Genomic DNA, 25927 nt, shown 5'->3' on the forward strand with positions numbered 1-25927 from the left:
GATGCGGGATCGTCAGGTAGATGAAGCGGTTGAAGAAGTTGGCGCCGTCCATCTCCGCTGCTTCACGCTGCTCGCTGTCGAGCGACTGGAGCGCGGTGAGAAGGATGAGCGTTGCAAACGGCAGCCACTGCCAGGCGACGATGATGATGACCGAAAACAGCGGATATTGCGCAAACCAGTCGATCGGCTGCACGCCGAAGAATTTTGCGATATCGGCAAACACGCCGTAACCCGGATGCATGATCATGTTCTTCCAGATCAAGGCGGCCACCGGCGGCATGACGAAGAAGGGCGAGATCACCAGGATGCGCACGATGCCCTGGCCGAAGATCGGCTGGTCGATCAGGAGCGCGATGGCAGTGCCGCCGATCACGGTGATGGCAAGCACGCCGAGCACCAGAAGCAGCGTGTTCCAGATCGACTGGAAGAAGGCCGGATCGGTGTAGAAATACTGGTAATTGAAGAAACCTGCGAAGCTGACATTCTGAGGTGTCAGCAGATTGTAGTTCTGGAACGAGTAGTACAGCGTCATTGCGAGCGGTACGGCCATCCAGATCAGAAGAACGACGACGGAGGGCGCCATCATAAGGCGTGCCAACGTCCGGGTATTCTGCGTTGCCATTCAAATCCCCGAAAGGTTCACTCGGATATCTGCCCCACCGAGGCATCCGATAATTGCTCGAACGTGGAAAGCTTCAGACAGGGTGAGGACGGGCTGCACGATCATATGTGCCCAGCACAGCATCTACAGCAGCGATCAGGATGTCCTGCATCCCTGCAACATCTCTCAGATCATGTCGCGGGAGATATTGGCGCAGTAACGGTTCGGGGATCTTTCTGCCTTCCAGGACAGTTGCCAACGCCTCCACGGCCGCAGCGGCTTCCGGCCTGTTCCAGTAATAACGGATCCGGTCGCTGTAGCTGTAATGCCGCTGGAGGCGAAGCGATGCCTCGTCTCCATGATAATGCCCCTGCCAGTCGCCGGGATGCTCGAGCATGAGTTTTTCCATCCCCATGGCAAGCGCTCGCGCCCCATAGGACGGCACGAGTTCCGAAGCGATCATGTCGAGCGCATAAAGAGCCTCGCGATAGGCGAAGGTCAGCCCGGGGCCGACCTTCAGAATCGCGAATCCATCTCGCACCAGCGAAGTCAGTGCCTCCTCCGGCTGATAATCCGTAGAGTGGGCTTCGAACACCAGGCTATCGTCATCCTGCAGGACGGCTGCCAGGGCCCCGGCCTTCGGAGGTTCGTAGACGATGACATTATCGCTGCCGAATTCAACCCCGGGCTGGACGACGAATGCCAGTATCCTTTTGAGGGCGTCGTGAAGACCCGCAGCCTCGAAGATCTCGCGGTGTATCGCAATGGTCGCCCGAGCCGCCTCCGGTGAAGTCGGCTCGACACTATCCAGCATATGATCGGCACCACCTGGGACGGGGACTTCGGTCCCGAGGATATACACGGGCATCGGAAGGCCCGCAGTCCTCGCGGTCTCTTCCGCGATCGCACAGAGATCCGCAGCACGCTTGGCGATGGTCTGGTCATCAAGAGGGACGGATTCACCTGCGCACCCCATCGAGGTGTCTATGTGAATCTTGCTGAAGCCTGCCGCAACATATGCCCGAACCATGTCGCGCGCCTTGGCCAGGGCATCCTCTGCCCGCTCCTTACGCCATGGGTTGGGACCGAGATGGTCACCGCCCAAGATCACCAGATCCCGGCGCAGCCCCTCCTCATCCGCCATTCTGCCGACCAGATCCACGAAATCAGCGGGTGTCATTCCCGTATAGCCACCGAGGTGATTGACCTGATTGCAGGTCGCCTCGATCAATACATGGCTTTCAGCGACGCTGGCACGGCGGAGCGCGGCTCGCAGCACCACTGGATGTGCCGAGCATACCGACGTGATTCCGAAAGGTGTACCTTTGACGCGAGCGGACGACAGTTCCAGAAGATAGTTGCTCATGTCAGATGTCCGATCGGTTGGCTTGAATGAATTCGTCTAGTTCCGCAAAGCTGGAGACACCCTCCATCGGGCCTCGGCGTGTCACTGTTCGTGCTCCCGCTGCGTTGGCGTAACGAAGCGCCTCGTCATGAGGTCTGCCCTGCCGACGGCAGGTGACGTAGGTCGCGCCGAAACAGTCCCCCGCACCGGTCGGATCGACCTCTTCGACGATGAAGGCCGGGCAGTCGAACCTCTTGCCTGACACGAGGCATGATGAACCCTGCGCACCGCGCTTGAGAACGATCTCCGAGATGCCTGATGCCAGAAGAGAGGCGACTGCTGCGTCTTCATCATCGAGACCCGCTGCGATCGCGAGCTCCTCACCCGACGGAAGAAGCAGATCCGTGACGCCCAGGATCTGGTCGAGACGCTTGCGGGCGTCCGCCTGTCCGGTGAGCAGTTCCTTGCGGATGTTGGGATCGAACGACACCGAGCCGCCACGCGATTTGACGGCGGCGACAGACTCCATCAGGATTTCTGCGATCCCCGGAATTGCAAAGGCCGAGCCCATGACATGCACATGCCCTGCCCGCTCGACAAGCTCTCTGGCACCGTCAGTCATGCGGATCATGCCGGACGCGGATTTGGCGATATTGAAGACGAAATCCCTGTTGCCGTCTTCACGGTAGCGGACGAATGCACTCCCCGTCGGCATGTCGGACAATATCTCGATCGCGGAGACGTCTGCACCGTCACGCTTGAGCCGCTCGATGTTCAGACGACCGAAGTCGTCATCTCCGACTGCGGAGATGATCCCTGCCGGGCTTCCCAATTTGGCAACCTGATCGATGAATATCGCGGGAGCGCCACTCGGAAACGGCCCGATCAGCGGCTGCGGCTCCAAGAAGCCTGCGCCGATGGACGTCGACATGATTTCCACCAATATCTCGCCTGCCGTTATCGTAGGCCCGAGCGTTTCAGCTGCCAAAGCGGATGCGACTCTCATGGTTCCTCCCAGATGCTCGCTGTTTGTAGGCAATGCCTCAAACTTCCCGCAGCAATAGGATCCCGATCACATTGAGTCAATCAATTTTAACGCGCGTAAACTTTTGCGGTGCAACATGCTCTCATTAAACCGGGAGCAGATTTCAAGCAGATTCAGTAGATTGCGCGATTGCTGCACTCGCGTATATGCTTAAACGACACGCTAAACGAGCTCAGTGGGAACACTACTCACTCAAGGTCCAGCTTGACAGAATGCCTCATCAAGTAAATAAAGTTTACATGCGTAAGGTTTGCGCACCAACACTCGCAATGGAGGAGATTGTCATGAGTGTAAAGACAAGCATTCTACTATCGTCTGCAGTCGGCTTTGGTCTGCTCGCAGGTCTGGCCCACGCCGAGGAAATCACCGTCGCAACCGTCAACAACGGCGACATGATCATCATGCAAAAGCTCTCCACCAAGTGGGAGCAGGAAACGGGCAACAAGATCAACTGGGTCGTTCTCGAGGAGAACGTTCTGCGCGAACGGGTCACGACCGATATCGCAACGGGCAGCGGCCAATTCGACATCATGACCATCGGCGGATACGAGGCCCCTATCTGGGGTAAGTCCGGATGGCTATCCACCGTGGACGACCTCGGTGACGATTATGACTACGCCGACCTGCTCGATCCGATCAAAAAGGGACTGACGGTCGACGGCAAGCTTTATGCAGTTCCGTTCTACACCGAGAGCTCGTTCACTCTGTACCGTAAAGATCTCTTCGAGGCTGCCGGCATCAAGATGCCCGACCAGCCCACCTATGATCAGATTAAACAGTACGCCGCGAAGCTCACGGACAAATCCAAGGGCCAAAGTGGCATCTGCCTGCGCGGCAAGCCAGGCTGGGGCGAAAACATGGCCTTCTTCGGCACCATGGTGAACACCTATGGCGGCCGCTGGTTCGACATGGACTGGAAGCCGCAGCTCAATACCGAGCCGTGGAAGAAGGCAACGACCGATTACGTCGAGCTGCTAGGCAAGTACGGGCCACAGGGCGCGACCGCCAACGGCTTCAACGAAAACCAGACGCTTTTCGCCTCCGGCCGGTGCGCCATGTGGATTGATGCCACCTCGGCGGCAGGCCGCGTCTATGATCCCAAGCAGAGCCAGGTCGCCGACAAGGTGGCTTTCACCCGCTCTCCGGTCGCGGTCACGCCTGCAGGCTCGAGCTGGTCGTGGTCGTGGAACCTCGCCATCCCGGCGACGACCAAGAAAGGCGACACCGCTCGGTCGTTCCTCAAGTGGGCGACCTCGAAGGACTATGTGAAGCTGGTCGGAGAATCCGAAGGTTGGGTTGCCGTTCCTCCGGGAACCCGCAAGTCGACCTACGCCCTGCCGGAATACCAGAAAGCGGCTCCGTTCGCGGCAACCGTTCTCGAGGCGATCATGTCCGCGGACCCGTCGAAGCCTACAAAGGATCCAGTGCCTTACACCGGCGTCCAGTTCGTTGCCATTCCTGAATTCCAGGCGATCGGTACGTTCGTGGGCCAGCAGATCAGTGCGGCACTTGCCGGACAGCAGTCCGTTGACGCCACGCTGGAAGCGGCCCAGACCCAGGTAACCCGCGATATGACCCGCGCGGGCTACATCAAGTAGGACGTCAGCCTGCCTTCGTGGCAGGTCCTCCCGAGGGGAGCCCGGCAGCGCGCTGCCGGGCTCTGACCCTGGGCTAAGAAATCGAAACCGTGAACAGTCGGATCCCGTGTGTGGACTGGCTCGTCGGAGATCAAAGACATGAGACTGAAAGACAAGGTTGCCTTCATCACTGGCGGCGCGAGAGGCATCGGGCTTGGATTCGCAGAAGCGTTTGCGGCTGAGGGTGCAAAGGTCGTCATCGCCGACATCAACATCGAACGCGCAACCCAGGCTGCATCCGGCATCGGATCGGCCGCCAAGGCGGTCAAGCTCGATGTGACCGATGTCGCCGATATCGACCGTGTCGTGAAGGCCGTGGATCAGGAGTTCGGTGGAATCAACATCCTCGTCAACAACGCCGCGATCTTCGACATGGCACCGATCAACGGCATCACCGAGGACAGCTACCAGAAGGTGATGGACGTAAACCTCAAAGGGCCGCTCTTCGTCATGCGTGCCGTCTCGAACGTAATGATCGACCGCAAGCGCGGCGGCAAGATCATCAACATGGCGAGCCAGGCTGGACGCCGCGGAGAAGCACTCGTTACGCTTTACTGCGCATCGAAGGCGGCCATAATCTCCGCCACCCAGTCCGCAGCACTGGCTCTCGTCAAGCACGGAATCAACGTCAACGCGATCGCGCCGGGCGTGGTCGATGGGGAGCACTGGGAAGTTGTCGACGCCAAGTTTGCGCAGTGGGAAGGCCTAAAGCCGGGTGAAAAGAAGGCGCAGGTCGCCAAGTCCGTGCCTATCGGCCGCTTCGCCACGCCGGACGACATCAAGGGCTTGGCCGTCTTCCTCGCCTCATCCGACAGCGACTACATCCTCGCCCAGACGTACAACGTCGATGGCGGAAACTGGATGAGCTGACACGGGAGCGCAAGGAACATGAAGGCCATTCAATTCACCGGCAAGGGCCAGGCGGTTCTGGCCGACCTCCCCGACCGCGACACTGTTCCCGAGGGGCACGCGCTTATCCGTGTTCGGGCTTCTGGACTATGCCATACGGACATCGACGTGCTGCACGCCCGGTACGGCCCGGGCGGCTTTCCTGTGATCCCCGGCCATGAGTATGCTGGAGAGATCGTCGCGCTCGGTTCCAATACCGCAGGTTTCGAGGTCGGCGCCCGCATTGTCGTTGATCCCAACCTTCCCTGCGGTGTCTGCGCCTACTGCCACAAAGGCTTGAGCAATCTCTGCTCCGATCTCAAGGCATATGGCGTCACCCATGATGGTGGATTCGGAGAATACAGCACCGTCCGCTGCGATCAGGTTCATGACATCGGCGCCCTTCCGTTCGACGTCGCTGCATTGGCGGAACCGCTCGCCTGCGCTCTCAACGGCCTGGGAGCCGCCGGCGTCGGACCGGGCGAGCGGCCTCCGGAGAGGGCCATCATTTTCGGTGCCGGGCCGATCGGCCTCCTCCTCGGATTGTCGCTCAAAGCCCGTGGAGCGGGCAGTGTCACAATGGCCGACGTGAACGAAAGCAGGCTCACCTTCGCATCGTCACTCGGCCTCGACACAGCCGTTTCCGGTTCGCATGCCTTATCTTCGCGAAGGCATGATTTCGAGCTCGTCGCCGACGCAACCGGTGTACCTTCCGTGGTGGAGAAGATGATCGACCTCGTTTCGGATGGCGGAACCGCCCTCCTGTTCGGGGTCTGCCCCCCCTCAGCCACGATTTCGATCCATCCATTCGAGGTCTTCCGGCGACAGCTCAAGCTCGTCGGCTCGCATTCGCTGAACCGCAACATCCCGGAAGCACTTGATATCCTCAAGGCCGATGACGGGAGCATCGCGCGACTTGTGAGCCACAGGCTGCCGCTTGAGGAAATGCTGCCCTTCTTCCTGGCCAAGCCATCGGATCCTGCGACCATGAAGGTGCAATTCGTATCGGAGTGAAGACGCATCACCCGCCGACCGTGTGACGAGACACCGGGCTTCCATCGTGGCGGCCCAGTGCTAAAAGAGGCGGCCCAAGCTACCACGGAGCGTGAAGTGCCAAGACCGATCAAGACGATGGAAGACTTTTCCGAGTTCGTGGGCCTCTCGCGCCCTACGGTCTCGAAGTACTTCAACGATCCTTCGTCGGTTCGCAAGAAGACGCGCGACACGATCGAAGAGGCTTTGAAGAAGTCCGGATTCAAGCCGAACATGTTCGCGGTCAACCTGAACCGGCGGAGGAGCAACATCATCGGGATTGTCGTTCCGAGCACGCTGGATCCATTCTTCATGGCGCTGACGCGACGCATCGAAATCATTGCAAGCGAGGCGGGCTTCCTTGCACTGCTATTGTCTTCGGATGGTCGCGCCGACATCGAAGACGAGGCAGTGAAAACGTTCCGATCAATGAACGTCGCGGGGGCCATCGTTGCCCCGGTCTTCAGACGCGGCGGCAGCTCATCGCTGGACCAGCTCGCGAAGAACATCCCGATCGTGTATGTGGATACGCCCCCGGACATGGGAGCGGCTTATGTTGGGACGGACAACCATCAGAGCTTCGGCCTCATCGTCGACTATCTCTGCCGTTCCGGCGAGCCGCCCTGCTATTTCGGCATGCCTGAAGTCAACACGAATGCGATCGAGCGCCGGAATGCCTACCTAGACGCAATGACGGCTCGAAACCTGGCTCCCGAAATCCTCGCGCTCTCTGATGCCGCGACGTGGGACTTCGAGCGATTCGCCTTCGAGGAGGCCACGCGGCTCTTCGAGAACGTTGCCCGCCTCCCTACAAGGACGATCGTCTGCGCCAACGATCGCCTTGCCTTCGGAGTCATCGCCGCCGCTTGGCAGAAGGGTTTGAAGGTCGGCCACGGGCCGGGCTGCGATATTCGAATTGCCGGCCACGACGACCACCCGCTGTCCCAGTATGCGTGTCCTCCGCTGACCACCGTCAAGCAGAACTACAACGACATCGGAAGGCTCGCCATCGGGTTGCTGTTCAAGTTGCTGGGCGAGAAGGTCGAAGACAGCGAGATCCAGAACGGCAGGGATCAGATCCTGCTGAAATCCGAACTCATGCTCAGAGCTTCGGCTTGACGGGATCGGTAAAAGACCGTTGGGTTAGGTCTAGATAGAATTTGAAGCGATACCAATCTTATTGAACGCTATAGAGCGTGAAACCGACGTACAATTTTGGATAGACACCTAAATATTTCCGTACACCCATCACCGACTTATAAGTGCTCAAAGCAAATTCTCCTGGTGGGGCTACGCCGATCTCCATGTTTCGGTAGTTGACGATGATATTTTCATGAAAATTGACGCTATGGGCGTCCCGATCGGCGTTGGCTGCTTCGCCGTTCCAGAGACCGCCAATGCCGATCATCTAATTGCACTACATAATATTGGAGCGAGGCTGAGACCTTCTTCGACCGAAATGAATATGCGAGGTTCACTGATCTTATTAGATCGGCAAATCTCAATACACCGCATTGAACGGGCTTCAAATCATCAGCATTTCCGGACCAGATTCGACGGGAAAGAAAGCCTCCCGGTCGGTCACTCACACTTCTTCTATAAGACGATTTCGGAACGCCAATTTAGTTCGAGGTTACCTGATGCGGGCGAGCTCAGTTGATTATCCAATGATGAGCCCATGTCATTCAAAACGATCCCTACGGCCTTTTGCAAGGAGCAAAAATAAGAGCGGCTGTCACGTAGGACAATTCCCTACAGATGCTTTAGATCGCAAGAGTTAAGGATAGTCCGAATATGAAGCCAGGAACGGCGCCGGTGCCCCAGCCTCAAAGCCGTCGACCACTTTCCTTATCAAATAGGTGAGTCATGCCAGGTTCAGGCATGACGTGGATCAGTTCACCTGGCCGAACTTTCATTCGCTGTCGCAACAATGCGATAATCGGCTGACCTGCGATACGCAGTAAAAGCTGTGTGTCTGGACCTGTCGGTTCCACAACCTCAACCCGGGCCGACAATCCTTCTGCTGCAAGCGCGAGGTTTTCCGGCCTGATACCCCAGAGCACTGCTTGCCCGTGTTGATAGCCTCCAAGATGGCCGGGCATTGAAAGCCGTGTTCCGTCTAAGGTGACCAATGCACCGCCATCGATCCGCCCTTCCAGAAAATTCATCGCCGGAGACCCAAGAAACCCCGCCACAAAGGCGTTTATGGGGCGATCGTAGAGATCCAACGGGGATCCCACCTGCTCAATCTTGCCCGACTGCATCACAACAATTCGGTCGGCCATTGTCATGGCCTCGATCTGGTCATGGGTGACATAGACCATCGTACTGCGGAGCCGGATATGCAGCGCTTTGATTTCAGTGCGCATTTGGACACGCAGCTTGGCGTCGAGGTTGGAAAGCGGTTCGTCGAACAGGAACAGAGCTGGATCGCGAACAATGGCGCGCCCGGTCGCTACCCGCTGGCGCTGACCGCCGGACAACTGGCCGGGATATCGATCGAGCAGCGGAGACAGCCCGAGGATCTCCGCGGCCTGGTTCACTTTGGTGTCGATACCGGCCTTGCTTTCTCCACGAAGCTTCAGCGAAAAACCCATATTGGCCCTGACGGTCAAATGCGGATACAGCGCATAGTTTTGGAAGACCATTGCCACGTCGCGCTGTTTAGGCGCAAGCCGCGTGACCGGGCGTCCGGCGATCGAAATCTCGCCTGAACTTGCCTCTTCCAACCCGGCGATGAGTCGCAGCAGCGTCGATTTTCCGCAACCTGACGGCCCGACCAGCGCCACGAATTCCTCGTCGGCCACGTCGAGGCTCACTCCTTTGAGGATTTCCGTCGATCCGAAGGACTTGCGCAGACCGCGCACGCTCATCGTAGCCATGGCAGGAAACCTTTGTTCACATGTGTCATTTGATACCTCCGGAAATCAGGCTGCGGACGTAGAAGCGTTGCATCAGGAGGAAGGGAATCATGCCGATGAGAATGGCGAGGTTGGTCGAGGCGAACAGCCCGCCCCAATCATTCTGCTCGAAATTTATGTTACGTGCGATCGCCACCTGCACCACCGCGTAGTCGGGATCGCTTGCCGCGACCACAGGCCAGAAGAATGAATCCCATTGCGACAGGAAAAGCATCAGACTGGACGTTGCGATCGTCGGCCAGGACAGCGGCATGGCGATGAAGGCCCATATATAAAGCCAGGATGCCCCGTCCACTCGGGCGGCCTCGTAGAAATCTTTGGGAATCGAGGCGAAGAATTGCCGGAACAGGAAGATGATCATACCGTTTGCCACTTCCGGAATGATCAGCGCCTTATAGCTATTGGTCCATCCAAGCCCGCTGATCAGCACGTAGAGCGGCATGACGATGGCCTCGAAAGGCATCATGAAGCTGACGATGACAAGCAGGAAAAGCAGGTTTTTGCCTCGGAAATCGAACGCAGCAAAGGCGAACCCTGCCAACGCGTTGACGACGAGGCCGAAAACCACCGTGGTGACTGCAACAATGGAAGAATTGCGCAGGGCAAGCGGAAAGTCTCCCGACATCAGCGCCCGGTAATTGTCCAGCGTCAGGCGGGAGGGTACGAAAGTCCGCCAGCCGAATTCCGAGACCGGCTGGAAAATCTCTGCCTGCGGGCGCAAAGAGGCGAGCGCCAGCCAGGCCAGCGGACATACTACCGCAAAAGCAAGGATCGACAGGGCACCATAACGAAGGGCGACGGCGAGCGGATTACGGGCGATCGTTTCGGTCATGCTGCGTGATCCTCAGGAGACCTTAGAAGCCGTAGTTCCAGTGCAACAATGATCAGGATGATCATCAACAGGATGGTGGAGATGGCGAGCGAGCGGCCGAGATCGGAAAAGGTGAAGGCGGACAGATAGGCCTGATACATGAGCACCGACGTCGATCCGCTCGGGCCGCCCGAGGTGAGGATATAAACCGGGGCGAAGAACAGAAAGTTGATGGCCGTATCCGCCACCAGCACGAATGCCATCGGCTTGCGCATGAGGGGAAGGGTCACCAGTCGAAACCGCTGCCAAGGTGTAGCGCCATCGATCAGCGCTGCCTCCTGCACAGAGGACGGAATGGAATAGAGACCGGCCAGTAGGAACAGCATCCAGTAGCCGGCGCCTTTCCAAGTGGCGATACCAATCAGGGTTCCGAGCGCCTGATCCTGGTTCCGATGAAAAGCTTGCGCACCAATGCCGATCCATTCGAGAAAGCCGTTGAACGGTCCCAGATTCCCATCAAGAAAAAGCCCGAAGAGCACTGCGCTCAAGCCGGTTGACACCGCCATTGGCAGGACGAGCAGCAGGCGGTAGAACCAGATCGCACGGCCCTGCTGGAAGACAAGCAGTGCGAGAGCGAACGCGACGGCAAGCTGCAGCGGGTTGATGATCAGGTTGAAGAGTAGCGTGACCTGTAGCGAGCTCCAGAATTCCGCATCCGTGAACAGATAGGCGAAGTTTTCCAGCCCGACGAAACTCAGATCGCCCATCAGCGACGTTCCGGTCATGCTGCCGGCCACGGCGATGCCGATCGGCGCCAGTCGGAACACGACAAGTCCGATCAGCGCAGGTGCAAGAAACAGGAACGGTGTCAGGCGGGAGGATAACATGGCAGCCCGATCAGGGTGAAGGATGCTGGCGGCTCACAGTAGCGGCCGCCAACCGATGGATCAGCAATATTTGGATATCAGCGGTATTTGCGCATTTCGCGATCGATGCTCGTCGCAGCCTTTGTCAGCAAGGCCTTGACGTCGCCGCCGGTCTGGATGTCCTGCATCGCCGTGCGCAGGAACTCCTCGTATTCGCGGTAACCCGGAGTAATGGGACGTGGCGTCGCGGTATTGGCCAGCTCGTACTGGACGATCTTCCAGACAGGATCGACGAAGGTGGTCGAGGCACGCTCGTCCCAGATCTGCTTTATCGATGGTGGATACTGGCGAAGGTCAAACCAGAGGTTCATCGCATCGCGGGTCGACATCCACTTCACAAAGGCCTGAGCCTGTTCCATGTGGGCCGTGCGTGGATTGATCCCGACATGCCAGCTTCCCGTTGGGGTGACAGGCTTGCCGCCTTTGAAGAATGGATGCGCCACGACGCCGAAGTCGAGATCCTTGAACTTTGCAAAGCCGCCGAGGTTCCAGGTGCCGCCGAGCACCATCGCCAGCTTGCCGGAGCCGAACATTTCCTGCGTCACGCCCGTCTGGAAGGTGCCAATCGGCGAGACCTTATGAGTGTGGAACAGGTCCTTGTACCAGGTCATGACATCGACCATGCCGTCACCGTCGACATACCCGGTGGCAGTCAGTCCGTCGTCGCCGATCACCTTCACGCCGCGACTCTGCGGCAGCGGCAGGAGCTGGTAGGGATTGCTATTTTCGAAGGCGAAGCCGAATTGCGATGTCTCGGGCTTGGTCAGCTTCTTGGCGATGTCCAGCAACCCTTCCCAAGTCATCCGCTTTTCCGGATCGGCGGAAGGTTCGGGCAGGCCGGCTTCAGCAAACAGCTTCTTGTTGTAGAACAAAAGCTGCGACGAGGTGCCAAGCGGCAAGGCAAACAGCTTGTCCTTGAATGTACCCTGCACCAGTGTACTTGCGACATACCGGTCGCGCTCGCCGCCGACCAGATTGCCGAGATCGAGGAGATGGCCGCGGGCTGCATAGGAGGCTGTCAGTGGGCCATCGACAAGATAAACGTCAGGTGTCGCACTCCGGGCGCTCAGGCGCACTTCCAGTGTCCTGAACAATTCGGCGATCGGCAAGCGCTCTTCTGCTATCTTGACGCCGGGAGTCGACGCTTCGAAGCTGGCCATAAGCGGCCTTACCTGTTCTTCGGGCCAGCCCATCCACGGCACGGACAGGCTCACGGATGTCTGGGCCTGCAGCCGTCCGGCCGAACCCATGATTGCAGCACCGGCAACGCCGGCTAGAAAATGGCGTCTTCCAAGTTTCATTTCGATCCCCATCGGTTGGCCGTCTGGCGGAGGCATTTGTTGTTGCTTCTTCCGCAAACTCGGTGCATCAATATTTATGCAAACGTGTGCATAGAAACGCATGAACTCTGCCGGATAGTCAAGAGGCAAGTTTCCAGCCACAGATGCTTTGGAAGAGGCAGGGATTGAAATGGCGGATGACGGCAAAAGGGTGAGAACTTTCGAGGTGGCAGCACTTGCCAATTCCTCGCCGTCCACCGTGTCGCGCGCCTTGGCGGGGGACAAGCGGATATCGGAAGCGACGCGCGAGCGTGTTCTTGCAGCCGCCCGCGAGCTGAACTACCAACCAAACCTGATTGCCCGAAGCCTGAAGAATGCGAGCACCGGTATAGTCGGTGTCGTGGTCACCGATCTTGACAACCTCTACCACAGCCACACCCTGAAACTCCTGATCGACGAGATGGGCGACCAGGGCATGGCGCCGCTTGTCTTTGCTTGCAACAGGAACGATCGCGCCGGTGCGGTTATCGACCGCCTGACGAGTTACCAAGTCGATGCGGTCATCGCGCTGGCCGCGCCCTTCGATGCTGAGATCGTCCGGATTTGCGGCGCGAGCGGCAAGCCGCTGGTGCTGATGAACAGCTACGAGGGTCCGACAACTATCAACACTGTCGCTGGCGACAGCCGTGCCGGCGGAGCCATGGTCGCGGAACACCTCGTCGCCTGCGGAGGGCAGCATTTTGCTTTTTTCGGTGGCGAGGACAGCACCCGGATCAGCCGAGACCGCGAGCTCGGATTCTGCGAGACATTGGGGAGCCTTGGCCACCGATGCGATCTGCGTACCTCAAGCATTTACGCCTACGACGACGCCCGGCGCGCCGCCGCAGGGCTGCTGGAGGGTCGGCCAGACGCCGTCTTCTGTGCCAACGATCTTCTTGCATTCGCATTGATGGATTGCGCGCGCCTGCAATTCGGCCGTTCCATTCCTGGCGATCTTCTTGTTGTCGGCTACGACAACACCGCCATCGCCGCCTGGCCTTCCTACGACCTGACCAGCGTCGATCAATGCCTCGAGATAATGGCGGCGAAAACGATCGCGACAACACGTGCCATGATCGATGATCCAAAGAGAGAACCGACGGTCATGACCGTTCTACCTCGCCTGATACCACGCAATTCCACGACCGTTCCCGGTCGCCTCTAGGAGCAAGCATGCAGAAAATCCTGATCGACTGCGATCCCGGACACGATGACGCAACGGCCATCATTTACGGCGCGACACATCTGGACCTGGTCGGCATTACCACTGTGTTCGGTAACCAGACGGTCGACAAGACCACCGCCAACGCCCTGTCGCTGGTCACGCTGCTCGGCCTCGACATACCCGTGGCGCGCGGCTCCGAAGGCCCACTGAACGGGGTGGTGCGGCACGGCGGCGATGTGCATGGCAAGACGGGCATGGATGGTGCCGACCTTCCGGCGCCAGACCGGGAAGCCATTGCAACCCACGCCGTTGATTTCATCATCGAGATGGCGTCCGCGCACCGTGGCGAGCTCGTGATTGTTCCGATCGGGCCTTTCACCAATATCGCGATGGCGATTCGCAAGGAGCCACGGCTGACCGAATGGCTGAAGGGTATCAGCGTCATGGGCGGCACGACCCAGGTGGGCAACACGACGCCGGTCTCCGAATTCAACGTCTGGTGTGATCCGGAAGCGGCCGATATCGTCTTCCGCAGCGGTGTACCACTCTGGATGGTCGGCCTCAACGTTACTCGCCAGGTCGGCGTGACAGAGCAAGATATAACCCGTCTGATGGAAGGTGGCCCGGTCGCACAGGCTTATGGCGGTCTATTCTCCTTTTTCCGGGAAAGCCTCAACAAGGTGCACGGGCTGTCCACCGCATCGTTGCATGACCCGTGCGCGCTGGTACCGTTCATCGCGCACGAAATGATCGATTACCGTCATTGCCATGTGGAAATTTCGCTTGCCGCTGGCCCAACCCGCGGAATGACTGTGTGCGACATGCGCCGCCTGACGAACCAGAAGCTCGAGAATATCCAGGCGATGCAGCCCAATAACTGCCATGTGGCGATCGATGTCCGTGGTCGAGCCTTGGTGGACCATATTTTGCGTGCGATCGTAGAGTGGAAATAACACGAACTCGGCTTGCGGCGTAAGTCGCGAGAAACCCTCTCGGGGCCTGTCGTTTGCATCACTTTTTCTGTCTCAGTGCGACTTGAGACACGATGCCAGGTTGACGAAGCTGATCCGTTTCAAGCTTGAAGCGGGGATGATTTCATTTTAGCCTGGCAAGGCAGTAGCATTATAGTTTTGAGCGGATGTGAACCTACAACCCTGCTATTCCGACTCCATCCGACGGATTGCCCCAGTGACGCTCAAGCGAGCCGGGAGACGTGCGCTGTAACGGGAAAGTTGCCGCGCTATTTGGTTGGTGGTAATAATTACTACCGAACAAAGTGGAGGCATCTATGCCCAATGTTGAAAAAGTAAGCGTCTCGATGACCCCGCAACACGCAGAGCTGTTGCGCGATGCCGTTAATAGCGGCGCGTATGCCAGCGGGAGCGAAGTTGTTCGCGAAGCCATGCGTGACTGGTCGGCCAAGTGGCTGCAGAAGCGCGACGATATCGCTAAGCTACGTGCGATGTGGGACGAAGGCAAAGCGAGCGGACCTGCCGTCGAAGTGGATTTTGATGCAGTGCTTGAGGAAGCTCGCCAGGAAGTAAAGTCTCCCGCTCCTCATGCCCGCTAAGCTTCTCTGGACGCCGAAGGCGCGTGCCGACATTAAGAAAATTTACATTGAGATAAGTCGCGAACGGCCTCTCAGCGCGGAGCGATACTTTGCCAATTTTCGTCGCAAGGCGGAAATGCTCATCGCGCATCCGCGTTTGGGCGAGCGTCACCCGGAGGTATTCCGTACCGCCCGGATGTTGGTCGAAGCGCCGTATGTCATACTTTACGAGACAAGGCCCGACTCCGACGACGGTCCTGTTCATGCAGTTGAGATCGTACGAGTAGTGGACGGTCGGCGCGACCTTTCCGCTCTGTTTTGAGAGCCAAAGGGCTGGGATTAAGCTGTAAGCAAGGTCACGTTGCTCTTGAGCCAATTCGAACCTATGACCCGCAACGGAGAGATTTCGAATAACATCGCCGCAATCAGGCGTGGATTTCTGCACCAAATGGTGCTAGATACGCAATGAATTTGCGGAGCTAGCTATGCGATCTACTATAAATCTCGACGATAGTCTCATGGAACGGGCTAAGGCTCTTACAGGAACAAAGGAAACGGCGGCTCTTGTACGCCAAGCATTGGAGACGCTTGTGCGTGTTGAATCCGGGAAGCGGCTGATCGCTCTTGGTGGCTCTATGCCCGACGCTAAAGCCGCCCCTCGCCGTCGGAGCCAAGTGGCAAAGTGATTCTTGTCGACACCTCAATCTGGATTGATCATTTTCGACATGGAGACGCAGAGCTGCGTAAAATCATCGAGGAGGATCGGCTTCTCTGCCATCCCTTCGTTGTTGGCGAATTGGCTCTAGGTAGTTTGCGAGAACGGGATGCAATCCTATCGTTTCTCGCAGCTCAGCGAGAAACAGTCATCGCAACCCATGTAGAGGTGATGACTGTGATTGAACGCCAATCGATATTCAGCATGGGGATTGGTTACACTGACGCACACCTATTGACTTCTACACTCCTGGACCAGCGGTGCAGTTTGTGGACGAGAGATAAACGCCTAGCCACCACAGCACAAAAAGTCGGTGCGAAGGTTCATCTACCTGTCCAAATCCCTCATTAGCGACGCAACGACGTGTTTTCCCACTTCACTGCGCTCTTGAACGGATACGAACGGGCGACCTGCAGTTCTCCGAGTACACATCGCGCTGAATATCCATGCCATCTACCTCGAAGGCCAAGCGGAGGTTCAAGAACCACGGCCGCCGGCCGGACCGTCGCGTGCAAGCGGGAACTCGATTTGCGCCACCTGTCGGCGTGATGAAAACTTTCAGCGCATAATTGACCGGGAGCAAGCGCCGGTGTCCAAGCATCACTTCTTTTCGAATGCTTTGGCCAGGTCGTTGACGGCAAAGTCCTGGGCACGCCGCGCGTCATCCAGAAAAGCATCCATCCCAAAGAACTCGTGCGTCACGCCTTCATTATTCATGTAGGTGGTAGCGACACCCGCTGCCTTCAGCTTTTCCGCCAGCATCACACCATCAGACATCAGCGGATCGATCTCTGCGGTAATGATCGTTGCCGGCGGAAGGCCCTTGAGATCGGCCTTGGTCGTCAGATTGAGCATCGGGTTCATGGCATCTTCTGGCTTGGCGAGCACCTTGCCGACGAACCAGCCCATAGCGCCCTTGGACAGGGGCATGGCATTTTGATTGGCGATGTAGGACGGCGTGTTCATGTCGGTCCCGGCTACCGGGTAGACGAGCAGCATGTGCACCGGCATCTGAACCTTCTGATCACGCGCCATGATCGCGACGTTGGCTGCCAGATTGCCGCCGGCGCTTTCGCCGGCCACGGCGACACGGGCTGGGTCACCGCCAAAACTTGCTGCCTTTTCCAGGGCCCATTTGTACGCTGCAAAGGAATCTTCATGGGCTGCCGGGAACTTGGCTTCCGGCGCATGACGATATTCGACGCTAACGACGATTGCCTTTGCCTTCGATGCCCAAGCGAGTGCCGAGGATCCGTAGGTATCAATATTGGCAATCACCCATCCGCCGCCATGGTAGTAGACGATGACCGGCAGCGGTCCGGAACCGGCATTCTCGGGCGTATAAATACGGAACGGCTGCGTGCCGCCTTCGATTGGATAGGTCATGTCCTGCTTATTGACGGCTGGCATGGGGACCATTTTGCCCTCGTCCTTGAGGACAGCCTTGACCGCATCCGCCGGCGATGGCTGTTTGCGGGCTTCCTCGACGGTGCGCGACTCGATCGGCTTTGCGCCAAGTTCCTGCATTTTCTTGAGGACGAGCAACATGTCCTCCTTATCGGCGCGCTTCATCGTGCCGCTGTCCGGAGTTTCCGCCAGAGGATTGGGCTTCGGCTGTTCCTGCGCAAATGCAGCTGGCGCTGCGAAAAGCGCGGTGCTGGCGATCAGGTGAGCGGCAAGGATGGATATACGAACGGAGTTCTTCATGTGAAAATCTTTCAAAGCTTTTGGGTGCGGGCGCGTTAAGCGTCGAGTTCTTTGGTGATGCGTTTGCAGATCGCGACATGTTCCTTGAACACCGCCAGCATCAGCATGCTCAGATGGCGGCCCTGAACCTCGGCAGGGTCTGTCACGCCCGTCGAATTGTGAACAAAGGCGTCGGCGAGATCGCGCAGGTACTCGTGATTTTCGAGCTGAAGGCCGATATAGGCTTTGTCGAAAGCCTTGCCCTTTCCTGCACACACCACCTTTTCGACCATGCCATGCGCGTCCGCATCCATGCCGGGGTCCTAGCGCCTGTGTCCTTTAGAACCATGTTGACGGTAATGGCTTCACCCAGTTCGAAACCGGCGAACTCAAGCGCGTTCTTCTGGGTGGCTTTTTCCGAAGCGACCTGCGAGGTGGCGAGCGAGATTTCGGCGCGCCCGATGACGGTCGAATAGAACTGCGCGGCGGTTTTGACATCTGCAAACGACGCGATCGGCGTTGCCGCCATGGGGGTTTCAGCCAACACCGGACGCGTCTGCGAAAGAATAATGGGGGCTGCGCCAACAGCCACGAGGCCGGTCAGAATTGTACGGCTGTCCATATCAGTGCTCCGAATAGATTCAATGTCTGGACGCGGCTATCCAGCAGCGAAACAGCTGTTTTTCAGTGAGATGAGGTTTGACAGGAATTGTCAGAGTGCTCGCCACCTAGACCGCATGCCGCTGTTTAAGTTCCATTTGATGAATAGCACACGCGATATGCTTTTCGGCTCCCCAGTCCCGCAGCATGAAGCCTTCAGGCACAGAGACAATGCAGAGACGGCCATATGCCTTATAGATGGTTAGGAACTCATATCCCGGACAACGGACATGGGAGCTTTAAAAGTCGCGGTGAAGCCGTCGGGTAAGAAGCTCTTCTCGCCCCGGCCGGTTTCGGGCACCTGCATTCAGAGTTGATCCAACGTCTCTCGCTCTATAGCGTGCCCTCGACAAACCGAATTGCACCAAAACAAGGACACGATATGCCAATAGGCACAGTGAAATTCTTCAATGACGACAAGGGATTTGGATTCATTACGTCAGAAAACGGCGGCCAGGATGTGTTTGTTCACGTCTCTGCCCTGCAGCTCGGTGGGTCCATTCGCGAAGGCGACAAGGTGACGTTTGAGGTGGGCCAGGATCGTAAGACCGGAAAATCGAAGGCCGAGAACGTATCGGTTCTTTGACGATCGGCAACGCACAACGGCGGCCTTCAACTCCGCCGTTTTCTCCCGTCAGTTGGCAAAACGATAAGTCCCGCCCTTTTCCAACGCTCTTCGATAGGCTGGCCGGGCATGAATTCGATCGAGCCAGGCGATCGTCGCAGGGCGGGTCAAGTCAAGTCCTGCCCTCGACCGTGCGGCTTCGAGCGGGAAGCTCATCATGACATCGGCTGCCGAGAATTTCTCGCCCGCAAACCACTTTCTCGATATAAGCTCGGTCTCGATATAGTCCAAGTGAACGTCGAGCATCGGGCGAACCCTTCTGGCCGCCAGTTTTCCAAGGAGCGGAACCTTCGACGCTACCAGCAGGGAAAAAAGGACGGGCATCACCGAACCCTCAGCGTAGTGCAGAAATTGCCGGTACCGAAGCAGATCATCCTTACGAGCAGGGCCTAGCCTGCCTCCACATAGGTCGACGATATACTCGCAGATTGCGCCGGTCTCAACGAGAACGACGCGACGGCCCTTGGGGGCGAGATGTTCGACAATCGGTGATTTGCCGAGAGGATGGATTCGCCTCAGCTCGTCTGGAGCGCTCATGTCCGGCCGGCGTTTGTAAAAACGGATCTCGTAGACGAGCCCGAGTTCCTCCAGCATCCAGAGGACACGCTGCGAGCGGCTGTTGTTGAGGTGGTGGACAATCAGCATCTTATGTTACTCTCACGAAGCGCCCTGGTCGTTTTCCGTATCGAGGTCCTCTGGACGAATCCCTTCATCCCGAGGCGCCGTCGAGACTTTATCTTCTTTCGCCTGCTTCGCAGACCCGGCGACACCGCCGGAGTGATCGGCTGACCGAGTTTTCGGCAGGTCGTGGCTTGTCTCACCATTCTTGTCTGTCATCTGATGCCTCCACAGCTACGCCGCCATAACCAGCGACCAATGAGCGGGAGTAACGGGGCATAGGACTCAACGTTCCCATCCGCGTCGCGCTTCCAGACTGTGGTTGCAGCACTGGCAAGCGCGCAGGATATCCTGACAGCCGCAGACGGCTCCGTGGCCGATTTCGTCGACGTGATTGCCAGTGCGTTGGCACCGCACGACGGAGGTCTCGGCCGCATTATAATGGGCGGACCGTCGCGCCTCCTGGCTGCATCCCTGGCTTTGGGTCTGTCTTTCGCGCTTCACGAGCTTGCGACAAGCGCTGCAAAATATCGTGCCTTGTCAGGCGACAGCGGGAATGTCGGCATCGAATGGACCGTATCGCCGGAGGTCGCGTTCATTCTCGAATGGATAGAGAGTGGTGGACCGGCGGTTGCTACGCCCTCTGGCACGGGTTTTAGGTCGAAACTGATCAAGAAGATCGTTGCGTCTTATTTCCAGGGTGCCGCGAACTTGGAGTTTCATGCAGAAGGCGTTCGGTTTCGCCTTGAAGCCAAGCTATCCGAAATGGTGTGATTGCGCTTGGTCCGAACGCATTTCACCTTGAGGGGCATCGAACCTTCGAGCTAACTAGGCGGCAACCCGTTCAACTTAGACAGATGGTCAGGGAAACAAGGCCGGGGCGAGACCGCACCGACCATCCTGATTATCGCTTAATCACCCCTGCCAGCACATCGGTGGTCAGAAGCTGGAAAGCGACACGTCGTCGCAAGATGCACCTGTTGAGCGGTCTTCAGCGATGGTTTCTGCCCAAAGCCAGGCAGCGGCCGGGCCAAAGCCCGCCATCCTGTCAAATCACTCGATAACCTGCACGACCCGGCGGGACGAAGGTTCGACGATGACGCGCTGTTGGTTCACAACAGCGTAGCCATATTTCGGATCCTCCGGAATCTGCTGCACGACAACTGTCTGTGGGAGAGGTTCGCCGACAACAACTCTTTCCTGCACGACCACGCGTTCGACCGGCGCCGGGGCCTGGCGGACGTAGGTAACGACGCGCTCCGGCGGAGGATCCATTGCGGTGCCAGCAATAGCGCCGACGACGCCGCCAACGGCAGCTCCGATTGGTCCGCCAACCACAGCACCAGTCACCGCACCGCCGGCAGCACCGGTTACGGTCGAGTTCTGAGCGAAAGCCGTACCTGCGGCAAGAACGGCCGCCACAACGAGCACAAGACGTTTAACTGACATAAATCTCTCCCTTGGCGCTTAAAGCGCGCTCAACAACGCGGCTCCGACAAGTCAGTTCCGGTACCGCTCAAATGGGAGCTGCGTTTCCCATGAGCGGGAGGTTGTGGTGTCGACCCCGATCCGCACGGTCATATGTGGCGGGAAACACGGGGAACCGGATGAGGCTCGGAGCATTAGAGCTCCATTCTGCAATACTCTTATTCCTGGAAGTTGAGGCATTGAATGACAGCACCCCCGTCCTTCATCGACTTCGTAGAGGAGGTCGTCGACAGCCTGCGCGATATCACGCCTCGGCCTAGCGTCGAGCTTGGCGTCCTGCATGGATTTTGCCTTGATGCGGCCCAAGAAAAACGAAAAAAATTCGTTGATTTCCTAACGAGCCCCGGCGGGCTCACCGCGCTGTCTGCTGCCCTTGGGCAGATGCCCGACAAGGTGCTTCAGGCCGATATTGAGGGAAAGGCCTGGAAATTCGTCCGTGAGCGTTCACCGGGCGAGCCTGGAGAAGGCTAGCGAAACCATTTTTCAGCGCGGCAATCAACTCGTGCTCGTGACGGGTGCCGTCCTGAAAGAGGCGCATCAACCGCTTGCCGAGGACGATGTCGCCGTACTGTTCATGACCAACGATCCCGGCGCGCTGTATCGCGGCTTTCAAGATGCGCTGCGTGTGATGAGAAAGCCGGTCATGGACCCGGAACTGGTTGAACCAATCCAATATGTGGCGGATCGCGGAAAGTCCGAGCTGCAAGATCACTGATCCAGTTGGAAGACAAGACTGTCCCAACAAGGTAGAAGCAAAGCCGATGCCCGCCGGAACAAGTCGAGGTCTGGCGGGTTCAGCGTCCATGAAAAAGCACAGTCTCGCCGCCCTCGCCTTTGCCCTCAGCAGCACAGTAGCTTGCGGCAGGATATCACTGCCGACATGATCAATTTGGCTACTTTGTAGGCGATATCTGCCGAGCGCCCGGCTCAAGCCCCCACGGATCCCGATCCCGCGATCATTCGGCTTCAGGTACTGCTCGACCGGGCCGGGTCTTCACCAGGGGTGATTGACGGCTTCTATGGCGATAATGTCAGCAAGGCGATCGCAGGCGTCGAGGCGATGAGCGGTCTACTGGTCGAAGGTCAGCTCTATCCCGAAGTCGTTGCCCGCATTGAGCATGGCCAGCCTCTCGTCGGGAGCTATGAGATCACCGCAGACGACGGCAAGGACATTTTGAAATCCATTCCTGCAGATTACACCGAGCAGGCCTCCATGGAACATCTTGGTTTTACCAGTGTGGCCGAAAAGCTGTCGGAACGCTTCCACATGGATGTTGATCTGTTGAAGACACTCAATCCAGGGTCTCAGTTTGTTGCAGGTGATACCATTTTCGTCTCGGCGCCAGATCTTCCCCGCGAAGGTAAGGTGAAGCGTATCGAAGCCCATGTCAGATCAGGACAAGTCTTCGCCTATGACGAGGCTGACAAGATTATCGCTGTTTACCCGGCGACGATCGGCAGCGTTGACAACCCATCGCCCTCGGGCAGCCACAAGGTCAACGGCGTCTCACGGATGTCGAAGTATACCTACAACCCGAAGGTCAATTTCCAGCAGGGGCAGAACAAGAAAATCCTCAGCCTGCCAAGCGGACCGAACAATCCGGTCGGCACCGTCTGGATCGACCTTTCCGAGCCGACTTATGGCATTCATGGTACGCCGGAGCCCAACAAGATCGACAACGCCCGATCACATGGTTGCATCCGCCTCGCGAATTGGGATGTGGAAGAGCTGGCCGCCATGGTGAAGCCTGGCGTCATGGTCGATATTGTGCCGCAGGAATGATGCTCAGGTATCGCCCAGAAGGAACCCCCGCGGTAAATCGCGAATTATCGGACAACGAAAAGTATTGCACACCTCAGTTGTCCGAAGCCATTCTGAGTGCAGACTTCGATGTAGAAAGCCATGACGGGCCTCCTGCGAAGCAACGACGCTGGGAATAGTTTCAAGGCAGAAACGGCTCGAGCGGCAACGTCGCTCCTCGAGTAACCTGACGAATCCATCGCCGGGATTGGACGGTAGTTTCCAGATAAGGACGGGGTGAAAAGCGTGTCGGAAAAACAAGCTTGCTGCCACGTTTCCAAAGCCGATCGCTTGAAGGTTATCAGCACCCTAGCGGCCGCGCAGCGACAACTGTTGCTTTTTAGAATGATTCCACGTTACTCAATGCACGACCACGACCCAATTATGCGGTTGAATCCGATAATATATCCGGAGCAATAAATGATCGATGATCAGCTACAAACTGACCGGGTACAACAGGCGCTGAACCAAGCCGCTGAAAAGAAGCGGGATAAGCTGGCCAGCCGCGGCAAAGGCCGGAGATCTCGGTCTTCCGAGAACCAGGCCATCGGCCGAAAGGCGAAGGTTGTTCGTAAGAGCTCCGAGGACAGCGATCTGTAGATTTACAGCTAGGGTTTTGATGGGAACCGATCCGTCCCACCCCGCGCGAACGCAGTCATCAGCTTAGCGGCAGATTTTCTGGCCATTCCTGCGCGCCATGAAGTACGCGAAGAATTCAAACTGTCGCCTCGGTGGCGTAGGCGGCAACATAGGGCGTGCCATTGATGACGAGTTCGCGCGTCCCGGCAATTCGACCCGCGCGCCCACTGTCAGGAAAATCGAGCAAGCGACGGGCAGCAGCAGCTATCCGTTCATCGATCAGGACGGCTGCTGCGGGATTTTCTGCCTCGATGTATGTGAAGATGGCGTCACGATCCGACAACGCAAATGCAGACCAAGTAAGTTTCACGATTCTAGCACACCAGCTTTAAGGCGGGCCGCCGCTCGACGTTTGGCGAAGTGCGCCTCGGCCTCGTCGTCCGATAAATCCGGTCGAGTATCGTTTAACGCTTCGAGCACCTTGGTCCGAAACCAGGCGTCATGCGCCTCACTGCCGGATAGAAGTTCAAGAGGCAGAGCGCCCTCGTTAGCAGTCCGGGTGAGCATGATACGAACCGCATCAGATACCGTGAGGCCCATGCTTTCAAGCACGGCAGAAGCACGATCCCGGACTTCGGAATCAATACGTGTTTATACAAGAGCGTTTGCGGCCATGGCTATCTCCGTATTCACCGAGAATGTAATGCAATTGAATGACGTTTTCCAGATAAAGTTTCACGTCGTCATTCCCGGCTCACGGCTCTCTTATGCTTTTGATGTTGTTCGAACCGTCGTTCTGCCAAAATCGTCAAGTTATTGATGTTTTGAAAGCCTCGCGTTTGCCACCGGCTCTGAAACAACGCCTTCGGCAAAGTGATGTCGGCAAGGAAATACACACGGCATAATGATTTTCGCTCTCTATAGGTAACGCCCGCACGAAAGAGTGGCAGGCCTTTGGAGGAATAAGACAGCACTTGCGAGGGGAACGCATTCGATACGAGGCCCTGCTGCACCAAGTTGGCAGCTGAGCTTCGCACGTTTTCTTAGATCGCAGTTCCGGATCTCCGATGGACACTGCTTGGTTGTTCGGTCGTTAGGAAAATTCAGCACTTTCCAGCTGTGATCTCGGGATACATGTTTCTGCAGCCAACCGCGGTCTCAATAACCTGGGCCGCTTGATAGACACTGAACTCGTCGAAGTGCCGACCGACGATCTGTACAGCAAGCGGAAGGCCTGAAGGGTTAAGGCCAGTTGGAACGATCATAGCAGGGGAACCTGTAAGATTGAATGGCGCATTGGCCGACAAGGTCCCGTTTAACAGCGAACCCGGTTCGATTCCTTTGATAAGCGGCGCTGCACCAACTGCACCAACCACGAGAAGAAGATCAACCTCGCACATTGCTTCTTTGAGTTCACGGATGAGTTCTCCCCTTCTGCGGCTCGCCTGCACATAGTCGGCGGCCGTCAGAAGGAACCCCGGCAGGAAGCGTTCTATTGCGTAGGGGCCATAGAGGTGTAGGTTGCTTCTGAAATCATCTTCATGGAACGCGGCCGCCTCGCCATACATGATGACCCGCTGCGCCGCGAAATAATGCCTTAATGGGGAAAGTTCGACCTCGACAATTTCGGCTCCGGCATCCTTCAAGACTTTAGCTGCCAGCTCGAAAGCCGAGACGATCTCGTCGGAAAACCCATCGGGCTCTTGCTCATGGAAATTGCGAACCAGGCCGATCTTCATGGCCTTTACGCCCATGTCGACCGCCATTGACCACGCTTGCGGGGCGATATCGGCCGAGGCCGGATCGAGCCGATCATATCCGGCAAGAGCCTCGAGTGCGATGGCATTGTCCTTGACCGTCCATGTCATCGGGCCTGCTGTCTCCAGCGAATAGGCCTGCTGTGTAATCCCGCGACGGCTGATACGGCCATAGGTCGGCTTCATCCCCACAAGCCCGCAATAGGCCGATGGCGTGCGCACCGAACCGCCTGTATCTGTCCCGATTGCGAGCGGAACAGTTGCGGCAGCTACGGCCGAACCGGAACCGCTCGACGAACCTCCGGTAAACCGGTCGAGATCCCAGGGGTTTCGTGCCGGTCCGTGGGGCAGGCTGAAATCCGGCCCGCCTATGGCAAATTCCTGTGTTTCGGCCTTGCCAAGTAGGATTGAACCCGCTGCGCTCAGACGCTCGACGACGGCGGAATCTTCCGTGGCGATATCATTGAGCGTCAAACGCGAACCGTTGGTGGTCGGCAGGCCTGCCACATCGATAATGTCCTTCAGCGCATAAGGGATACCGTGCATAGCCCCCTTGTAGCGCCCGGCCATAATCTCGGCCTCAGCAACCTTCGCACTGGCACGCGCGCTATCGTCTTCGATACGCACGTAGCAGTTCACCGCCGGATTAAGTGCGTTGGCGCGATCCAGATAGTGATCGACAACCTCGACTGGCGAAATCTCACGCGTTTCGATGAGCCGGGCAGTTTCGGCCAACCCGAGTTTCCAGATTTCAGACAT

Annotated in this window: 31 protein-coding genes and 1 pseudogene; 16 read left to right on the top strand and 16 right to left on the bottom strand. The window is 57.6% G+C overall.

Going from position 1 to position 25927, the window contains the following annotated elements; genetic code table 11:
• The 3 genes from FHP24_RS28065 to FHP24_RS28075 form a co-directional block, all read right to left on the bottom strand.
• Positions 1-622, bottom strand: a 622-nt coding sequence (locus FHP24_RS28065; protein WP_139676993.1) for a carbohydrate ABC transporter permease, incomplete at its 3' end; no start/stop codon positions are given.
• A gap of 73 nt (positions 623-695) precedes the next feature.
• A complete protein-coding gene (locus FHP24_RS28070; RefSeq protein ID WP_139679550.1) occupies positions 696-1967 on the bottom strand; it encodes a D-tagatose-bisphosphate aldolase, class II, non-catalytic subunit in 1272 nt (423 codons plus the stop codon).
• A gap of 1 nt (position 1968) precedes the next feature.
• A complete protein-coding gene (locus FHP24_RS28075) occupies positions 1969-2952 on the bottom strand; it encodes a tagatose kinase (RefSeq protein ID WP_139679551.1) in 984 nt (327 codons plus the stop codon).
• Between the two features lie 323 nt (positions 2953-3275).
• Between FHP24_RS28075 and FHP24_RS28080 the strand changes: the two genes are divergently transcribed.
• The 4 genes from FHP24_RS28080 to FHP24_RS28095 all read left to right on the top strand — a co-directional run bounded on the left by FHP24_RS28080 (position 3276) and on the right by FHP24_RS28095 (position 7667).
• Positions 3276-4589, top strand: a complete 1314-nt coding sequence (locus FHP24_RS28080; protein WP_180356160.1) for an ABC transporter substrate-binding protein — start codon at positions 3276-3278, stop codon at positions 4587-4589.
• A gap of 138 nt (positions 4590-4727) precedes the next feature.
• Positions 4728-5498, top strand: a complete 771-nt coding sequence (locus FHP24_RS28085; RefSeq protein WP_139679552.1) for an L-iditol 2-dehydrogenase — start codon at positions 4728-4730, stop codon at positions 5496-5498.
• A gap of 18 nt (positions 5499-5516) precedes the next feature.
• Positions 5517-6530 (top strand): zinc-dependent alcohol dehydrogenase family protein, encoded by a 1014-nt coding sequence (locus FHP24_RS28090; RefSeq protein ID WP_139679553.1) that lies wholly within the window; start codon positions 5517-5519, stop codon positions 6528-6530.
• Between the two features lie 117 nt (positions 6531-6647).
• A complete protein-coding gene (locus tag FHP24_RS28095) occupies positions 6648-7667 on the top strand; it encodes a LacI family DNA-binding transcriptional regulator (protein ID WP_139679586.1) in 1020 nt (339 codons plus the stop codon).
• A 58-nt stretch (positions 7668-7725) separates the two neighbouring features.
• Here FHP24_RS28095 and FHP24_RS28100 read toward each other — a convergent pair whose 3' ends face one another.
• The 5 genes from FHP24_RS28100 to FHP24_RS28120 all read right to left on the bottom strand — a co-directional run bounded on the left by FHP24_RS28100 (position 7726) and on the right by FHP24_RS28120 (position 12507).
• A complete protein-coding gene (locus tag FHP24_RS28100) occupies positions 7726-7956 on the bottom strand; it encodes a hypothetical protein (RefSeq protein ID WP_139679554.1) in 231 nt (76 codons plus the stop codon).
• A gap of 418 nt (positions 7957-8374) precedes the next feature.
• Positions 8375-9430 carry an ABC transporter ATP-binding protein gene (locus tag FHP24_RS28105; RefSeq protein WP_139679555.1) on the bottom strand — a complete coding sequence of 352 codons (1056 nt, stop codon included), beginning with the start codon at positions 9428-9430 and terminating at the stop codon, positions 8375-8377.
• A 25-nt stretch (positions 9431-9455) separates the two neighbouring features.
• Positions 9456-10301 carry a carbohydrate ABC transporter permease gene (locus tag FHP24_RS28110; protein ID WP_139679556.1) on the bottom strand — a complete coding sequence of 282 codons (846 nt, stop codon included), beginning with the start codon at positions 10299-10301 and terminating at the stop codon, positions 9456-9458.
• Positions 10298-11167 carry a carbohydrate ABC transporter permease gene (locus FHP24_RS28115; RefSeq protein WP_139679557.1) on the bottom strand — a complete coding sequence of 290 codons (870 nt, stop codon included), beginning with the start codon at positions 11165-11167 and terminating at the stop codon, positions 10298-10300. The genes FHP24_RS28110 and FHP24_RS28115 overlap by 4 nt, the downstream gene beginning before the upstream one ends.
• A 77-nt stretch (positions 11168-11244) precedes the next feature.
• Entirely contained in the window at positions 11245-12507 is a 1263-nt protein-coding gene (locus FHP24_RS28120; RefSeq protein ID WP_180356161.1) for a sugar ABC transporter substrate-binding protein, read from the bottom strand.
• 169 nt (positions 12508-12676) lie between these two features.
• Here FHP24_RS28120 and FHP24_RS28125 point away from each other — a divergent pair, with 169 nt between their 5' ends.
• The 6 genes from FHP24_RS28125 (at position 12677) to FHP24_RS28150 (ending at position 16305) form a co-directional block, all read left to right on the top strand.
• The gene (locus tag FHP24_RS28125; RefSeq protein WP_139679559.1) at positions 12677-13690 is read left to right on the top strand and encodes a LacI family DNA-binding transcriptional regulator; all 1014 of its coding nucleotides are present in this window, start codon (positions 12677-12679) and stop codon (positions 13688-13690) included.
• Positions 13691-13698: 8 nt separating this feature from the next.
• Entirely contained in the window at positions 13699-14643 is a 945-nt protein-coding gene (locus FHP24_RS28130; RefSeq protein ID WP_139679560.1) for a nucleoside hydrolase, read from the top strand.
• A gap of 335 nt (positions 14644-14978) precedes the next feature.
• Positions 14979-15260: a ribbon-helix-helix domain-containing protein gene (locus FHP24_RS28135; RefSeq protein ID WP_139679561.1), complete on the top strand. Its 282-nt coding sequence runs from the start codon at positions 14979-14981 to the stop codon at positions 15258-15260.
• Positions 15250-15561 carry a type II toxin-antitoxin system RelE/ParE family toxin gene (locus FHP24_RS28140; RefSeq protein WP_139679562.1) on the top strand — a complete coding sequence of 104 codons (312 nt, stop codon included), beginning with the start codon at positions 15250-15252 and terminating at the stop codon, positions 15559-15561. The genes FHP24_RS28135 and FHP24_RS28140 overlap by 11 nt, the downstream gene beginning before the upstream one ends.
• A 163-nt stretch (positions 15562-15724) precedes the next feature.
• Positions 15725-15925 (top strand): type II toxin-antitoxin system VapB family antitoxin, encoded by a 201-nt coding sequence (locus tag FHP24_RS28145; RefSeq protein ID WP_139679563.1) that lies wholly within the window; start codon positions 15725-15727, stop codon positions 15923-15925.
• The gene (locus FHP24_RS28150; RefSeq protein ID WP_139679564.1) at positions 15922-16305 is read left to right on the top strand and encodes a type II toxin-antitoxin system VapC family toxin; all 384 of its coding nucleotides are present in this window, start codon (positions 15922-15924) and stop codon (positions 16303-16305) included. Before FHP24_RS28145 ends, FHP24_RS28150 begins: the two co-directional genes overlap by 4 nt.
• A gap of 249 nt (positions 16306-16554) precedes the next feature.
• On the opposite strand, the gene FHP24_RS28155 is transcribed toward FHP24_RS28150, so the two are convergent.
• Together FHP24_RS28155 and FHP24_RS28160 are read right to left on the bottom strand one after the other, a co-directional pair.
• Complete coding sequence (locus FHP24_RS28155; RefSeq protein ID WP_139679565.1) at positions 16555-17661, bottom strand: alpha/beta hydrolase; 1107 nt, start codon at positions 17659-17661, stop codon at positions 16555-16557.
• Positions 17662-17696: 35 nt separating this feature from the next.
• Positions 17697-17954 carry a hypothetical protein gene (locus FHP24_RS28160; protein ID WP_139679566.1) on the bottom strand — a complete coding sequence of 86 codons (258 nt, stop codon included), beginning with the start codon at positions 17952-17954 and terminating at the stop codon, positions 17697-17699.
• Positions 17955-18682: 728 nt separating this feature from the next.
• Here FHP24_RS28160 and FHP24_RS28165 point away from each other — a divergent pair.
• Complete coding sequence (locus tag FHP24_RS28165; RefSeq protein ID WP_139679567.1) at positions 18683-18886, top strand: cold-shock protein; 204 nt, start codon at positions 18683-18685, stop codon at positions 18884-18886.
• Between the two features lie 48 nt (positions 18887-18934).
• On the opposite strand, the gene FHP24_RS28170 is transcribed toward FHP24_RS28165, so the two are convergent.
• A complete protein-coding gene (locus FHP24_RS28170) occupies positions 18935-19570 on the bottom strand; it encodes a glutathione S-transferase family protein (protein ID WP_139679568.1) in 636 nt (211 codons plus the stop codon).
• 12 nt (positions 19571-19582) lie between these two features.
• Positions 19583-19762, bottom strand: coding sequence for a hypothetical protein (locus FHP24_RS28175; RefSeq protein ID WP_139679569.1), 180 nt, complete (start codon positions 19760-19762; stop codon positions 19583-19585).
• Positions 19763-19915: 153 nt separating this feature from the next.
• Here FHP24_RS28175 and FHP24_RS28180 point away from each other — a divergent pair, with 153 nt between their 5' ends.
• Positions 19916-20317, top strand: a complete 402-nt coding sequence (locus FHP24_RS28180; protein ID WP_180356162.1) for a hypothetical protein — start codon at positions 19916-19918, stop codon at positions 20315-20317.
• Positions 20318-20596: 279 nt separating this feature from the next.
• Here FHP24_RS28180 and FHP24_RS28185 read toward each other — a convergent pair whose 3' ends face one another.
• Positions 20597-20992: a DUF1236 domain-containing protein gene (locus FHP24_RS28185; protein WP_139679571.1), complete on the bottom strand. Its 396-nt coding sequence runs from the start codon at positions 20990-20992 to the stop codon at positions 20597-20599.
• 222 nt (positions 20993-21214) lie between these two features.
• On the opposite strand from FHP24_RS28185, the gene FHP24_RS28190 reads away from it, so the two are divergent.
• From FHP24_RS28190 to FHP24_RS28205, 4 genes and pseudogenes are all read left to right on the top strand, one after another.
• On the top strand, positions 21215-21502 hold the full coding sequence (locus FHP24_RS28190) for a hypothetical protein (RefSeq protein WP_139679572.1): 288 nt from the start codon (positions 21215-21217) through the stop codon (positions 21500-21502).
• Positions 21468-21746, top strand: a complete 279-nt coding sequence (locus FHP24_RS28195) for a hypothetical protein (protein WP_139679573.1) — start codon at positions 21468-21470, stop codon at positions 21744-21746. The genes FHP24_RS28190 and FHP24_RS28195 overlap by 35 nt, the downstream gene beginning before the upstream one ends.
• A gap of 189 nt (positions 21747-21935) precedes the next feature.
• Positions 21936-22814: pseudogene (locus FHP24_RS28200) on the top strand (L,D-transpeptidase family protein); the annotation flags it as partial.
• A 438-nt stretch (positions 22815-23252) separates the two neighbouring features.
• On the top strand, positions 23253-23432 hold the full coding sequence (locus FHP24_RS28205) for a hypothetical protein (RefSeq protein WP_139679574.1): 180 nt from the start codon (positions 23253-23255) through the stop codon (positions 23430-23432).
• Positions 23433-23547: 115 nt separating this feature from the next.
• Here the strand turns inward: FHP24_RS28205 and FHP24_RS28210 are convergent, their stop codons facing one another.
• From FHP24_RS28210 to FHP24_RS28220, 3 genes are all read right to left on the bottom strand, one after another.
• Positions 23548-23781 carry a type II toxin-antitoxin system RelE/ParE family toxin gene (locus FHP24_RS28210; protein WP_139679575.1) on the bottom strand — a complete coding sequence of 78 codons (234 nt, stop codon included), beginning with the start codon at positions 23779-23781 and terminating at the stop codon, positions 23548-23550.
• Positions 23778-24056: a type II toxin-antitoxin system RelB/DinJ family antitoxin gene (locus tag FHP24_RS28215; protein ID WP_246091979.1), complete on the bottom strand. Its 279-nt coding sequence runs from the start codon at positions 24054-24056 to the stop codon at positions 23778-23780. The genes FHP24_RS28210 and FHP24_RS28215 overlap by 4 nt, the downstream gene beginning before the upstream one ends.
• Before the next feature lie 458 nt (positions 24057-24514).
• Entirely contained in the window at positions 24515-25927 is a 1413-nt protein-coding gene (locus FHP24_RS28220) for an amidase (protein WP_139679576.1), read from the bottom strand.

Source organism: Aliirhizobium smilacinae, assembly GCF_006335145.1.
Classification (GTDB): Bacteria; Pseudomonadota; Alphaproteobacteria; order Rhizobiales; family Rhizobiaceae; genus Neorhizobium; species Neorhizobium smilacinae.

What these genes read in the sequence shown, in the direction of transcription:
- FHP24_RS28070 (WP_139679550.1), bottom strand. Translation starts at nt 1,967, where the DNA reads ATGAGCAACTATCTTCTGGAACTGTCGTCCGCTCGCGTCAAAGGTACA.
- FHP24_RS28075 (WP_139679551.1), bottom strand. Translation starts at nt 2,952, where the DNA reads ATGAGAGTCGCATCCGCTTTGGCAGCTGAAACGCTCGGGCCTACGATA.
- FHP24_RS28080 (WP_180356160.1), top strand. Translation starts at nt 3,276, where the DNA reads ATGAGTGTAAAGACAAGCATTCTACTATCGTCTGCAGTCGGCTTTGGT.
- FHP24_RS28085 (WP_139679552.1), top strand. Translation starts at nt 4,728, where the DNA reads ATGAGACTGAAAGACAAGGTTGCCTTCATCACTGGCGGCGCGAGAGGC.
- FHP24_RS28090 (WP_139679553.1), top strand. Translation starts at nt 5,517, where the DNA reads ATGAAGGCCATTCAATTCACCGGCAAGGGCCAGGCGGTTCTGGCCGAC.
- FHP24_RS28095 (WP_139679586.1), top strand. Translation starts at nt 6,648, where the DNA reads ATGGAAGACTTTTCCGAGTTCGTGGGCCTCTCGCGCCCTACGGTCTCG.
- FHP24_RS28100 (WP_139679554.1), bottom strand. Translation starts at nt 7,956, where the DNA reads ATGATCGGCATTGGCGGTCTCTGGAACGGCGAAGCAGCCAACGCCGAT.
- FHP24_RS28105 (WP_139679555.1), bottom strand. Translation starts at nt 9,430, where the DNA reads ATGGCTACGATGAGCGTGCGCGGTCTGCGCAAGTCCTTCGGATCGACG.
- FHP24_RS28110 (WP_139679556.1), bottom strand. Translation starts at nt 10,301, where the DNA reads ATGACCGAAACGATCGCCCGTAATCCGCTCGCCGTCGCCCTTCGTTAT.
- FHP24_RS28115 (WP_139679557.1), bottom strand. Translation starts at nt 11,167, where the DNA reads ATGTTATCCTCCCGCCTGACACCGTTCCTGTTTCTTGCACCTGCGCTG.
- FHP24_RS28120 (WP_180356161.1), bottom strand. Translation starts at nt 12,507, where the DNA reads ATGAAACTTGGAAGACGCCATTTTCTAGCCGGCGTTGCCGGTGCTGCA.
- FHP24_RS28125 (WP_139679559.1), top strand. Translation starts at nt 12,677, where the DNA reads ATGGCGGATGACGGCAAAAGGGTGAGAACTTTCGAGGTGGCAGCACTT.
- FHP24_RS28130 (WP_139679560.1), top strand. Translation starts at nt 13,699, where the DNA reads ATGCAGAAAATCCTGATCGACTGCGATCCCGGACACGATGACGCAACG.
- FHP24_RS28135 (WP_139679561.1), top strand. Translation starts at nt 14,979, where the DNA reads ATGCCCAATGTTGAAAAAGTAAGCGTCTCGATGACCCCGCAACACGCA.
- FHP24_RS28140 (WP_139679562.1), top strand. Translation starts at nt 15,250, where the DNA reads ATGCCCGCTAAGCTTCTCTGGACGCCGAAGGCGCGTGCCGACATTAAG.
- FHP24_RS28145 (WP_139679563.1), top strand. Translation starts at nt 15,725, where the DNA reads ATGCGATCTACTATAAATCTCGACGATAGTCTCATGGAACGGGCTAAG.
- FHP24_RS28155 (WP_139679565.1), bottom strand. Translation starts at nt 17,661, where the DNA reads ATGAAGAACTCCGTTCGTATATCCATCCTTGCCGCTCACCTGATCGCC.
- FHP24_RS28160 (WP_139679566.1), bottom strand. Translation starts at nt 17,954, where the DNA reads ATGGATGCGGACGCGCATGGCATGGTCGAAAAGGTGGTGTGTGCAGGA.
- FHP24_RS28165 (WP_139679567.1), top strand. Translation starts at nt 18,683, where the DNA reads ATGCCAATAGGCACAGTGAAATTCTTCAATGACGACAAGGGATTTGGA.
- FHP24_RS28170 (WP_139679568.1), bottom strand. Translation starts at nt 19,570, where the DNA reads ATGCTGATTGTCCACCACCTCAACAACAGCCGCTCGCAGCGTGTCCTC.
- FHP24_RS28175 (WP_139679569.1), bottom strand. Translation starts at nt 19,762, where the DNA reads ATGACAGACAAGAATGGTGAGACAAGCCACGACCTGCCGAAAACTCGG.
- FHP24_RS28185 (WP_139679571.1), bottom strand. Translation starts at nt 20,992, where the DNA reads ATGTCAGTTAAACGTCTTGTGCTCGTTGTGGCGGCCGTTCTTGCCGCA.
- FHP24_RS28190 (WP_139679572.1), top strand. Translation starts at nt 21,215, where the DNA reads ATGACAGCACCCCCGTCCTTCATCGACTTCGTAGAGGAGGTCGTCGAC.
- FHP24_RS28205 (WP_139679574.1), top strand. Translation starts at nt 23,253, where the DNA reads ATGATCGATGATCAGCTACAAACTGACCGGGTACAACAGGCGCTGAAC.
- FHP24_RS28220 (WP_139679576.1), bottom strand. Translation starts at nt 25,927, where the DNA reads ATGTCTGAAATCTGGAAACTCGGGTTGGCCGAAACTGCCCGGCTCATC.